The 13014-nt window shown below is 60.4% G+C and carries 9 protein-coding genes; all 9 read left to right on the top strand.

Translation table 11 applies throughout. The features are described 5' to 3' along the window. Positions 1-325: 325 nt before the first annotated feature. The 9 genes from M1D68_RS21390 (at position 326) to M1D68_RS21430 (ending at position 12958) form a co-directional block, all read left to right on the top strand. Complete coding sequence (locus tag M1D68_RS21390; RefSeq protein WP_457968253.1) at positions 326-1927, top strand: ABC transporter substrate-binding protein; 1602 nt, start codon at positions 326-328, stop codon at positions 1925-1927. Positions 1928-2182: 255 nt separating this feature from the next. Then, positions 2183-3808: an ABC transporter substrate-binding protein gene (locus M1D68_RS21395; RefSeq protein ID WP_420765543.1), complete on the top strand. Its 1626-nt coding sequence runs from the start codon at positions 2183-2185 to the stop codon at positions 3806-3808. A gap of 300 nt (positions 3809-4108) precedes the next feature. Continuing rightward, entirely contained in the window at positions 4109-5710 is a 1602-nt protein-coding gene (locus M1D68_RS21400; RefSeq protein ID WP_457968255.1) for an ABC transporter substrate-binding protein, read from the top strand. Positions 5711-5882: 172 nt separating this feature from the next. Beyond that, on the top strand, positions 5883-7319 hold the full coding sequence (locus tag M1D68_RS21405) for an OprD family porin (protein WP_434560673.1): 1437 nt from the start codon (positions 5883-5885) through the stop codon (positions 7317-7319). A gap of 75 nt (positions 7320-7394) precedes the next feature. After that, positions 7395-8990, top strand: a complete 1596-nt coding sequence (locus tag M1D68_RS21410; protein ID WP_420765546.1) for an ABC transporter substrate-binding protein — start codon at positions 7395-7397, stop codon at positions 8988-8990. A gap of 76 nt (positions 8991-9066) precedes the next feature. Then, on the top strand, positions 9067-10077 hold the full coding sequence (locus M1D68_RS21415; RefSeq protein WP_063322947.1) for an ABC transporter permease subunit: 1011 nt from the start codon (positions 9067-9069) through the stop codon (positions 10075-10077). A 10-nt stretch (positions 10078-10087) separates the two neighbouring features. Further along, a complete protein-coding gene (locus M1D68_RS21420; protein ID WP_186706009.1) occupies positions 10088-10999 on the top strand; it encodes an ABC transporter permease subunit in 912 nt (303 codons plus the stop codon). A 10-nt stretch (positions 11000-11009) separates the two neighbouring features. Then, positions 11010-11978, top strand: coding sequence for an ABC transporter ATP-binding protein (locus M1D68_RS21425; RefSeq protein WP_420765548.1), 969 nt, complete (start codon positions 11010-11012; stop codon positions 11976-11978). Next, a complete protein-coding gene (locus M1D68_RS21430; protein WP_030139820.1) occupies positions 11978-12958 on the top strand; it encodes a peptide ABC transporter ATP-binding protein in 981 nt (326 codons plus the stop codon). Before M1D68_RS21425 ends, M1D68_RS21430 begins: the two co-directional genes overlap by 1 nt. Positions 12959-13014 lie beyond the last annotated feature (56 nt).

Genomic DNA, 13014 nt, shown 5'->3' on the forward strand with positions numbered 1-13014 from the left:
GCATGAAATGTACAGCCTTCACACCTGGGCCTTCAGGTGACCTTCGCGAACAAACCCACACACAACTGATCGGGTACATCCGTGAAAAGATAGGCAGGCTACAGGGCCGCCTTCGCGAGCAGGCTCGCTCCCGCAAATGGATTGGGTATGACCGGGAGAGCCAGGTCGACTACCAGTTCAGCTTTGCTCCCACAGACCTGACAGGTGTACGACCCGGGAGAAACGCTATACCCAAACCCTACGGTCCCCCTCACTTTTCGATATTTCCAACACCCCCACCCGCAACGCTACTCTCCTGAAAACCTCACCGCCCCCAAGGGATTTCATGGACAGAACCACCTTCAAGCCCCTCCTGCTCGCGCTGGCCCTGATCAGCAGCGCCCCAATGGCCCAAGCCGCCACCACCCTGGTCTACTGCTCCGAAGCCAGCCCCGCCGGCTTCGACCCAAGCCAATACACCAGCGGCACCGACTTCGATGCCTCGGCCGAAACCGTCTTCAACCGCCTCACCCAGTTCAAGCGCGGCGGCACCGAGGTCGAGCCCGGTTTGGCGACCAGTTGGGACGTGTCCCCCGATGGCCTGGCCTACACCTTCCACCTACGCGAGGGTGTGAAATTTCATACCACCGACTTCTTCACCCCGAGCCGCGACTTCAACGCCGACGACGTGCTGTTCACTTTCCAGCGTCTGCTCGACTCACAACACCCGTTCCGCCAGGCCTACCCCACCGAATCGCCGTACTTCACCGACATGGGCCTGAACACCACGATCAAGAGCGTCGAGAAGGTCGACGAGCACACCGTGCGTTTCAGCCTGAACAACGTCGATGCGGCATTCGTGCAGAACCTGGCGATGAGTTTTGCCTCGGTGCAATCCGCCGAATACGCGACGCAGCTGTTGAAGGAAGGCAAGGCCGGCGACCTGAACCAGAAACCCGTCGGCACCGGGCCGTTCGTGTTCAAGCGCTACCAGAAGGATTCGCAGATCCGCTACGTCGCCAACACCGCGTACTGGAAACCCGAGGACGTGAAGCTCGACAATCTGATTTTTTCCATCACCCCGGACGCCGCCGTGCGCCTGCAAAAGCTCAAGCGCGGCGAATGCCAGGTCAGCGGTTATCCGCGCCCGGCCGATATCGAAGTGATGGAGCAAGACCCGAACCTGCAGGTGCTCAAGCAGCCCGGCTTCAACCTGGGCTTCCTGGCCTACAACGTGACGCACCCGCCGCTGGACCAGCTCAAGGTCCGTCAGGCGCTGGACATGGCCATCGACAAGCCAGCGATCATCAAAGCCGTGTACCAGAGCGCTGGGCAACTGGCGCAAAACGCCTTGCCACCGGCCCAATGGTCGTTCGACCCTGCGATCCAGGACGCGCCCCATGACGTGACCAAGGCCAAGGCGCTCCTCAAGGAAGCCGGGGTTGCGCCCGGTACAACCATTGATTTATGGGCGATGACGGTGCAGCGCGCCTCCAACCCCAACGCGCGGATGTCGGCGCAAATGATCCAGCAGGATTGGGCCAAGATCGGTATCAAGGCGAACATCGTCAGCTACGAATGGGGCGAATACATCAAGCGCGCCAAGAACGGCGAGCATGACGCAATGATCTATGGCTGGACCGGCGACAACGGTGATCCGGACAACTGGCTCGGCGTGCTTTATAGCTGCGCGGCGGTCAAGGGCAGCAACTACGCCAAGTGGTGCGACCCGGCCTATGACCGGTTGATCCAGCAGGCCAAGGTCGCGACCGACCGGCAAAAACGGATCGAGCTGTACCAGCAGGCGCAGAAAATCCTCAAGCAGCAGGTGCCCATCACACCCATTGCCAACTCAACGGTGTTCCAGCCGATACGCAAGGAAGTGGTGGATTTCAAACTCAGCCCGTTTGGCCTGACACCTTTCTACGGCGTGGGTTTGAACAAGTAAAACCCGCCCCATGGCGGTGCGCAGCAGCCCTGCGCCGCACCGCCAGCGGGCGCCTTTTGCCCCAAAAAAACCTGCGCAAACGATCAAATGCGTCAAAAGTTACAAAGATGCGACATTAAGGTACGTTCGTGCCACTGTTTCAGAGTTGAAACCGCTCTAGATCTTGCATTGGGTATGGGGCCTGCATAAGTATCCGCAGGACGACTCACGAGGTCGCCCTCAAATCCAAAAATGACAACAAATCATGAGGCCAACATGCTTAAACACGCGGTCATTCCGTTTTTAGTCGGTGCAGGCTTGTTAGCCAGCGCTCCTTTCGCTTCCGCCGCGACTAACCTGGTGTTCTGCTCCGAAGGCAGCCCGGCCGGTTTCGACCCCGGTCAGTACACCACCGGAACCGACTTCGATGCCTCTGCAGAAACCATGTTCAACCGCCTGACCCAGTTTGAGCGCGGCGGCACCGCCGTGATTCCTGGCCTGGCCACCAAGTGGGACATCTCCGAAGACGGCCTCACCTATACGTTCCACCTGCGTGAAGGCGTCAAGTTCCACACCACCCCGTATTTCAAGCCGACCCGTGAATTCAATGCCGACGACGTGCTGTTCACGTTCAATCGGATGATCAACAAGGACGACCCGTTCCGTAAGGCGTACCCAACCGAATTCCCGTACTTCACCGACATGGGGATGGACACCAACATCACCAAGATCGATAAAGTCGACGACCACACCGTCAAGTTCACCCTCAAAGATGTCGACGCCGCGTTCATCCAGAACATGGCCATGAGCTTCGCCTCGATCCAGTCCGCCGAATATGGCGCCCAACTGCTCAAGGAAGGCAAGGCCCCGGACATCAACCAGAAGCCGGTCGGCACCGGCCCGTTCGTGTTCAAGAGCTACCAGAAAGATTCCAACATCCGCTACACCGGCAACAAGGAATACTGGAAGCCTGAAGACGTGAAGATCGACAACCTGATCTTCGCCATCACCACCGACCCGTCGGTGCGTATCCAGAAGTTGAAGAAGAACGAGTGCCAGATCACTCTCTTCCCACGCCCGGCCGACCTCCAGGCCCTGAAGGACGACAAAGCGCTGAAGATGCCTGACCAGGCGGGTTTCAACCTGGGTTATGTAGCTTACAACGTGATGGACAAGGTCAAAGGCGACGACAAGCCCAACCCACTGGCTGACCTGCGAGTTCGTCAAGCCTTGGACATGGCTGTGAACAAGCAACAGATCATCGACTCTGTGTACCAAGGAGCGGGCCAGCTGGCGGTCAACGCCATGCCACCGACCCAGTGGTCCTACGACACCACCATCAAGGATGCCAAATACGACCCAGAGAAAGCCAAGGCGCTGCTCAAGGAAGCCGGCGTCAAGGAAGGCACGGAGATCGTTCTGTGGGCCATGCCGGTTCAGCGTCCGTACAACCCGAACGCCAAACTGATGGCGGAAATGCTGCAGAATGACTGGTCCAAGATCGGCCTGAAGGTCAAGATCACCAGCTACGAATGGGGCGAGTACATCAAGCGTTCCAAAGGCGGCGAGAACCAGGCCATGATCATTGGCTGGAGCGGTGACAACGGTGACCCGGACAACTGGCTCAACGTGCTGTTCGGCTGCGACTCGCTGCAAGGCAACAACTTTTCCAAATGGTGTGACAAGAAGTTCGACGGCCTCGTGAAAGAAGCCAAGCGCACCACCGACCAGGCCAAGCGCACCGACCTCTACAAACAGGCACAACACGTCCTCAAGGATGCTGTGCCGATGACACCTATCGCTCACTCGACGGTGTATCAACCCATGCGCGCCAACGTGCAGGACTTCAAGATCAGCCCATTTGGCTTGAACTCCTTCTACGGCGTCAGCGTCAGCAAATAACGATAGGCAACGGCGGCGCTTTCAACGTCGCCGTTGTGCTATCCGCCAAGACCCAAGGAAACCGCCTGCCTTTGGAAGCACCGCACACAGCGGTAGCCGAGAGGGCATCGCCTTTTCCCACATGTCTTTCAGGCGTTACGCATTTACCGCCTCGCCCACGACTCATACCGTCGGGCTACCGGTTTGCTAATGCTGTGGCATCGCTGTTTTACGCAATGGAATGAGCCCAGTGCCCCGGACCTGTCCCCGAAGAAGGACGCCGGTTCGCTGACAAACACCCCGAACGAAAGAGGGAGCGTCATGCGCCAAACCTTGGTTTTATCCGCATTGCTGGGCACCGGCCTGCTGGCCGCCACATCCGCAGCCCAGGCCGCCGGCGGCAGCCTGGTGTTCTGTTCCGAAGGCAGCCCCGCCGGTTTCGACACCGCGCAATACACCACCGCCACTGATAACGACGCCGCCGAGCCGCTGTACAACCGCCTGGCCGAGTTTGAAAAAGGCGCGACCAATGTCGTCCCGGGCCTGGCAACAAGCTGGGACATTTCCGAAGACGGCTTGAAGTACACCTTCCACCTGCGCGAAGGGGTGAAGTTTCATACCACCGATTACTTCAAGCCGACCCGGGATTTCAACGCCGACGACGTGCTGTTCACCTTCAACCGCATGCTTGACCCGCAGCATCCGTTCCGCAAGGCCTACCCCACTGAGTTCCCGTACTTCAACGGCATGAGCCTGAACAAGAACATCGCCAAGGTAGAAAAGACCGGGCCGCTGACGGTAGTCATGACGCTGAACAGCGTCGACGCCGCGTTCATCCAGAACATCGCTATGAGCTTCGCCTCGATCCTGTCGGCTGAATATGCCGACCAGTTGCTCAAGGGCGGCAAGCCGAGCGATATCAACCAAAAGCCGATCGGCACCGGGCCGTTCGAGTTCAAGAGCTACCAGAAAGACTCCAACATTCGCTACGTCGCCAACGACAAGTACTGGGCACCGGAGCGGGTGAAGCTGAAAAACCTGATCTTCTCCATCAACACCGATGCGTCGGTGCGGGTGCAGAAACTCAAGGCCAACGAATGCCAGGTCACGCTGCATCCGCGTCCTGCCGACGTGCCCGCCTTGAAGAACGATCCCAAGCTGCAGTTGATCGAGAAGCCCGGCTTCAACCTCGGCTACATCGCTTATAACACTCGCCACAAACCCTTCGACCAGGTCGAAGTGCGCCGTGCGCTGGACATGGCGGTGAACAAGCAAGGGATTCTCAACGCGGTGTACCAGGGCGCGGGGCAACTGGCGCAGAACGCCATGCCACCGACCCAATGGTCCTACGACGAGACCATCAAGGACACGCCTTACAACCCGGAAAAAGCCAAAGAGCTGCTCAAGGCCGCCGGAGTCAAGGAAGGCACCGAAATCACCCTCTGGGCCATGCCCGTGCAACGCCCGTACAACCCCAACGCCAAGCTGATGGCCGAGATGCTCCAGGCCGACTGGGCGAAGATCGGCCTGAAAGTGAAGATCGTCAGCTATGAATGGGGCGAGTACATCAAGCGCACCAAGAACGGCGAGCACGACATCAGCCTGATCGGCTGGACCGGCGACAACGGTGACCCGGACAACTGGCTGGGCACGCTGTACAGCTGTGACGCCATTGGTGGCAACAACTACTCCATGTGGTGTGACCAGGATTACGACAAGCTGATCAAGCAGGCCAAGATCGTCACCGACCGCGAAAAGCGCACCGTGCTCTACAAACAGGCCCAGCAGTTGCTCAAGCAGCAAGTGCCGATCACCCCTGTTGCCCACTCGACGGTCAACCAGCCGCTGAGCGCCAAAGTCGAAGGGTTCAAAGTCAGCCCCTTCGGTCGCAACGTCTTCTCGGGCGTCAGCCTGAACCCATAACCGTATCGCCGCACAGCGAGGGCTTCCCTGGAAGCCCTCACGCAGACGTCTTGCCGTAATTCGCCGATCCGGCGCCAGGCAAACGTTTGCACGCTGCAAATGAGCTGTAAACCAAATAGCCGTATCACCAAAAAAGAACGGCATAAAAAAGAAAGAAAAAGGAGCGTTACCGATGAAACTGAGCAGCACCGCGATACTGGCCTTGGCCATCAGCAGCATCACCGCGACGGCCTATGCAGAGTCCCAGAGCCAGGCTGTTACGCCGGTGACGGTCAAGACCAGCAGCGCTCAATCCGAAGCCAAGGGCTTTATTGAAGGGCAAAAGCTTGAGGGCAGTACCCGTAACTGGTACTCCAACGAACAACTCAAGCGTGGCGCAAAATTCTCGTATCAGAAGAACGGCGCCCTGGCTCCAACTGATCGCCGCATCAACTGGATGCAAGGCACCATCATCAAGTACAACTCGGGCTTCACCGAGGGCACTGTTGGCTTCAGTACCGAAGTGGCTGCCTACAACGCTATCGCGCTGGAGCGCGACCGCAAGAATCTGGCATCGGCCAATGGTGGCGCTCCAGAGCCAGGACGAGGCGGCCGCGGAAACAACCGTACCCTGACTGAGAGTGGCGGCGATGCTGTCGACCAGTGGAGCAAGCTGGGCCTGGCCAACGTCAAGGCCCGTGTCTCGAACACAACCCTGACTGCAGGTCGCCAGAATTTCAGCAGCCCGATGGTCGATGTGATCGGCAACCGTGCCCTGCCTTCGAGCTTCGAAGGTGTGAGCCTGCACAGCGAAGAGCTGGAGAACCTGTCTTTCGATATCGGCACCTTCGATCGCAACTCGCCTCGTACCGAACAGAGCCAGCGCAAGTTCCGCTCCGAATACGGTAACTCCTCGGCTGAAGCCGACCATGTAAATACCGCCGGTATCACTTACCAGCCGCTCGCCAGCCTGACCACCAGCCTGTGGGGCACCCAGGCCGAAGACCTGTGGAACCAGTACTACTTCGGCGCCAGCCACGTGCTTGGCGACAGCTCGGTACTGAGCCTGACCACTGGCCTGAACTACTATAAGACCGTCGATTCGGGTTCTGCCCTGCTGGGCGATATCGACAACGATACTTACTCGCTGTCGTTCGGCCTGACTCACCAGGCTCATACCGTGACCTTCTCGTACCAGGAAATCAATGGCGACGAGTACTTCGACTACCTGCACGAAACCAACGGCATCTACCTGGCCAACTCTCTGCTGTCGGACTTCAACGGCCCGAACGAGAAATCCTTCCAGATCGCCTATGGCTTGAACATGGCCGAGTACGGCGTGCCGGGCCTGAAGTTCAACGTCTACCAAGCCCGCGGCTGGGGTATCGATGGCACTCACTACACCGGTAACAAAGGCGTAGTTGGCAAGGGTTACGACGGCGTCCAGGCCATGGACGGTGAACATCACTACGAGTACGGCATCGGTGCTTCCTACGCCGTGCAGAGCGGTCCGTTGAAGGCCACCGCGATTCGTGCGACCTACACCGCTCACCGCGCCAGCGAGAACCAGGCCGACGGCAGCATCAACGAATTCCGTCTGGTCACCACCATCCCGTTCAACATTCTCTAAACTGCCACCGGGCGGTCGACTCACAAGGTCGCCCGCCCGGTCTTTTGCCAATTACCCGATTGCAGAGGATTGACGATGAACATGAACCCCCTACGCGCCGCCATCGCCGCCGCGCTGCTGAGTGTCGCCGTTGGCGCCACGGCCAAACCCCTTGTGGTTTGCACAGAAGCCAGTCCGGAAGGCTTCGACATGGTCCAGTACACGACTGCAGTCACCGCCGATGCCGTGGCGGAAACCATTTTCAATCGCCTGGCTGATTTCAAGCCCGGCACCACCGAAGTGATTCCGGCCTTGGCCGAGTCCTGGGACATCAGCGACGATGGCCTGACGTACACCTTCCACCTGCGCAAGGGCGTCAAGTTCCACACCACCGATTACTTCAAGCCGACCCGCGACATGAACGCCGACGACGTGGTCTGGAGCTTTCAGCGCCAGCTGGACCCGAATCATCCGTGGCATAAACTGTCGAGCGTGGGCTTCCCGTACTTTGAAAGCATGGGCTTCAAGGAGCTGCTGAAAAACGTCGAGAAAGTCGACGAGCACACGGTCAAGTTCACCTTGACCCGCCGCGAAGCGCCGTTCCTGGCCGACATCGCCATGGCGTTCTCTTCGATCTACCCGGCCGAATACGCCGACCAGTTGCTCAAGGCCAACAAGGCCGGCGACCTCAACAGCAAGCCGATCGGCACCGGCCCATTCGTGTTCCAGCGCTACAGCAAGGATGCCCAGGTTCGCTTCAAGGCCAACCCGGACTACTTCCGTGGCAAGCCACCGGCCGATGCGCTGGTATTGGCCATCGCCACCGACAACAACGTGCGCATGCAGAAACTCAAGACCAACGAATGTCAGATCGCGCTGTACCCAAAACCCGATGACATCCCCAGCATCAAGAAAGACCCGAACCTGAAGGTCACCGAGCTGGACGCGATGACCGTTTCCTACACCGCGCTGAACACCAGCAAGAAGTACATGAGCGACGTGCGTGTACGCAAGGCCATCGACCTGGCCTTCGACAAGGAAGCCTACGTCAACGCCCTGTTCGGCAAGGGCAACGCCACCGTGGCGGTTAACCCGTACCCGCCGACACTGCTGGGCTTCAATCACGAACTGAAGAACCCGACCCGCGACCTCGACAAGGCCCGCCAGTTGCTCAAGGAAGCCGGCGTGCCGGAAGGCACCGTGTTTACCTTGTTCACCCGCAACGGCGGCGGCCCGACCAACCCCAACCCGATGCTCGGCGCGCAAATGATGCAGGCCGACCTGGCGAAAGTCGGGATCAAGGTCGACATCCGCGTGATGGAGTGGGGCGAAATGCTCAAGCGCGCGAAAAACGGCGAGCACGACATGGTGTCCGCCGGATGGGCGGGCGACAACGGCGACCCGGATAACTTCCTGACGCCTATGCTCAGTTGCGAAGCCGCCAAGAACGGCGAAAACTACGCGCGCTGGTGCAACGAGAAATTCCAGGCGCTGCTCGACCAGGCACGCGCCACAGTGAACCCCGAGGAGCGCGCCAGGCTCTATGAACAGGCCCAGGTGATCTTCAACCAGGACCAGCCATGGATCAGCATGGCCCACACCCGCATGTTCACGGCAATGCGCAAGAACGTAGAGGGCTACGTGATTAGCCCGCTCACCACCAACAACTTCGCCACCACCCAGGTGAAGTAGATAAGAAAACGCCCTTCGACGCTTGACCCCAAGCCTCGAAGGGCACGCCTAACCGGCTGATGAGGTACACCTGAAGATGTTTAGTTTTATTGCCCGCCGACTGGGATTATTGATCCCCACGTTCTTCGGCATCACCTTGCTGACCTTCGCGTTGATTCGCATGATCCCCGGCGACCCCGTGGAAGTGATGATGGGCGAACGTCGGGTCGATCCCGAAATGCATGCACAGGCAATGGAACGCCTTGGCCTCAACAAACCGCTGTATGCCCAATACCTGGACTACATCGGCAAACTGGCCCAGGGCGATCTCGGCGAATCGCTGCGTACCCGTGAAAGCGTATGGACCGAGTTCAGCTCCCTGTTCCCCGCGACCCTGGAACTGTCCATGGCCGCCCTGTTGTTCGCCGGTATCCTGGGCCTGCTGGCTGGGGTGATCGCGGCACTCAAGCGAGGATCCCTATTCGACCATGGGGTGATGGGCGTCTCCCTCGCGGGATACTCGATGCCGATCTTCTGGTGGGGCCTGATCCTGATCATGTTCTTCTCGGTGTCCCTTGGCTGGACGCCGGTGTCGGGGCGGATCGACCTGCTCTACGACATCGAGCCGAAAACCGGCTTCATGCTGATCGACACGCTGCTGGCCGACGAGCCGGGCGCGTTCCTCGATGCGCTGCATCACCTGATCCTGCCGGCGATCGTGCTGGGCACCATTCCGCTGGCGGTGATCGCCCGCATGACCCGCTCTTCGATGCTCGAAGTGCTGCGCGAAGACTACATCCGCACCGCCAAGGCCAAGGGCCTGTCGCCGTCGCGCGTGGTGTTCGTGCATGGCCTGCGCAACGCGCTGATCCCGGTGCTGACCGTGGTCGGCCTGCAAGTCGGCACGCTGCTGGCCGGCGCGGTCCTGACCGAAACGATCTTCTCCTGGCCGGGCATCGGCAAGTGGTTGATCGAAGCCATCGGCGCCCGGGACTATCCCGTGGTGCAGAACGGCATCCTGTTAATCGCCTGCCTGGTGATTCTGGTCAACTTCGTCGTGGACATCCTCTACGGCTTTGCCAACCCACGTATCCGTCACCAGCGCTGAGATCAAGACCATGAGTACTCCAACTACCGCGGTAGCAGTCGATCAAAGCCTGCTGTACCCGTCCCCTTACAAAGAATTCTGGCAAGCGTTTTCCCGCAACAAGGGCGCCGTCGCCGGGCTGATGTTCATGATCCTGATCGTGTTCTGCGCGATCTTCGCTCCGTGGGTCGCGCCTCATGACCCGAGCGAGCAATACCGTGACTTCCTGCTGACGCCACCGGCCTGGCTGGAAGGTGGGCAGATGCAGTTCCTGCTGGGCACCGACGAACTGGGCCGCGACCTGCTGTCGCGCCTGATCCAGGGCTCGCGCCTGTCGCTGCTGATCGGCTTGTCGTCGGTGGTGATGTCGTTGATCCCGGGCATCCTGCTGGGGCTGTTCGCCGGGTTCTTCCCGCGCATCCTCGGCCCGACCATCATGCGTCTGATGGACATCATGCTCGCCCTGCCGTCCTTGCTGCTGGCCGTGGCGATCGTCGCCATCCTCGGCCCAGGCCTGATCAACACCGTGATCGCCATCGCCATCGTCTCGCTGCCATCCTACGTGCGCCTGACCCGCGCCGCCGTGATGGGCGAACTGAACCGCGACTACGTGACCGCCGCCCGCCTGGCCGGTGCCGGCCTGCCGCGCCTGATGTTCATCACCGTGCTGCCCAACTGCATGGCACCGCTGATCGTCCAGGCGACGCTGAGCTTTTCCTCGGCGATCCTCGACGCCGCCGCCCTGGGCTTCCTCGGCCTCGGCGTGCAGCCGCCAACCCCTGAATGGGGCACCATGCTGGCCTCGGCCCGCGACTACATCGAACGCGCCTGGTGGGTCGTGAGCCTGCCTGGCTTGACCATTTTGCTCAGCGTGCTGGCAATCAACCTGATGGGCGACGGGCTGCGCGATGCGCTGGACCCGAAACTCAAGAATGCCGCCTGAGGAGATTCCCATGTCACTGCTAGAAATCAAGAATCTCAACGTCCGCTTCGGCGACGCCACCGCCGTGCCGGTGGTCGACGGCCTGGACCTGAGCGTGGACAAAGGCGAAGTCCTGGCGATCGTCGGCGAATCGGGCTCGGGTAAATCCGTGACCATGATGGCGCTGATGGGCCTGATCGAGCACCCCGGCATCGTCACCGCCGACGCGCTGAACTTCGACGGCAAGAACATGCTCAAGCTGAGCAACCGCCAGCGTCGGCAGATCGTCGGCAAGGACCTGGCGATGGTGTTCCAGGACCCGATGACCGCGCTCAATCCCAGCTACACCGTCGGTTTCCAGATCGAAGAAGTGCTGCGCCTGCACCTGAAGATGTCCGGCAAAGCCGCCCGCAAGCGCGCCATCGAACTGCTGGAAAAAGTTGAAATTCCCGGCGCCGCGAGCCGCATGGACGCGTACCCGCACCAACTGTCCGGCGGCATGAGCCAGCGCGTGGCGATTGCCATGGCGATTGCCGGCGAGCCGAAGTTGTTGATTGCCGATGAACCGACCACCGCCCTGGACGTGACCATCCAGGCGCAGATCATGGACCTGCTGCTGGCCCTGCAAAAAGAGCAGAACATGGGCCTGGTGCTGATCACCCACGACCTCGCCGTCGTGGCTGAAACCGCCCAGCGCGTGTGCGTGATGTACGCCGGCCAAGCCGTGGAAGTGGGCAAGGTGCCTCAGTTGTTCGACATTCCCGCCCACCCATACAGCGAAGCGCTGCTGGCGGCGATTCCAGAACACAGCATGGGCGCCGAGCGCCTGGCGACCTTGCCGGGTATCGTTCCCGGTCGCTATGACCGTCCGCAAGGCTGCCTGCTGTCGCCGCGCTGCCCGTATGTGCGCGACAACTGTCGCCAGGAGCGCCCTGCTCTCGATCCGAAAACCAACAGCCTCGCCCGCTGCTTCTACCCGTTGAACCAGGAGGTGGCGTGATGGCCGTCGTACTTACCGCCCGTGACCTGACCCGTCATTACGAAGTGTCCCGTGGCATGTTCAAGGGCCATGCGACTGTGCGCGCCCTCAACGGGGTGTCGTTCGAACTGGAGGCCGGCAAGACCCTGGCCGTGGTGGGCGAATCCGGTTGCGGCAAATCCACCCTCGCCCGGGCTCTGACGCTGATCGAAGAGCCGTCCGCGGGCTCCTTGAAAATCGCCGGTCAGGAAGTGGCCGGCGCCAACAAGGCCGAACGCAAGCAACTGCGTAAAGACGTGCAGATGGTGTTCCAGAGCCCGTATGCGTCCCTCAACCCGCGGCAGAAAATCGGTGATCAACTGGCCGAGCCGTTGCTGATCAACACCAACCTGTCGGCCACCGAGCGGCGTGAGAAAGTCCAGGCGATGATGAAGCAGGTGGGCTTGCGTCCCGAGCATTACCAGCGCTACCCGCACATGTTCTCCGGCGGCCAGCGCCAGCGCATCGCCCTGGCCCGCGCCATGATGCTGCAACCCAAGGTGCTGGTGGCGGACGAACCGACCTCGGCGCTGGACGTATCGATCCAGGCCCAGGTGCTGAACCTGTTCATGGACCTGCAACAGGAATTCAACACCGCCTACGTGTTCATTTCCCACAACCTGGCGGTGGTGCAGCACGTCGCCGATGACGTGATGGTGATGTACCTCGGCCGCCCAGTGGAAATGGGCCCCAACGAGTCCATCTACAGCCGCCCGCTGCACCCGTACACCCAGGCGCTGCTGTCGGCCACCCCGACCATCCACCCGGACCCGAACAAGCCGAAGATCAAGATCGTCGGCGAACTGCCCAACCCGTTGAACCCGCCGTCCGGCTGCGCCTTCCACAAGCGCTGCCCGTACGCGACCGAGCGCTGCAAGACCGAAGAACCGGCGTTGCGGCCGTTGGATAACCGGTTGGTGGCGTGTCACTACGCCGAGCGGTTCCTCGACGGCGCGGCGTGAGACTAAAAGGCTAAAAGGCAGCAAAGCACTTAAGGCAGAAAAGCACTTGTGGCGAG

This window comes from Pseudomonas sp. R4-84 (genome assembly GCF_054130985.1).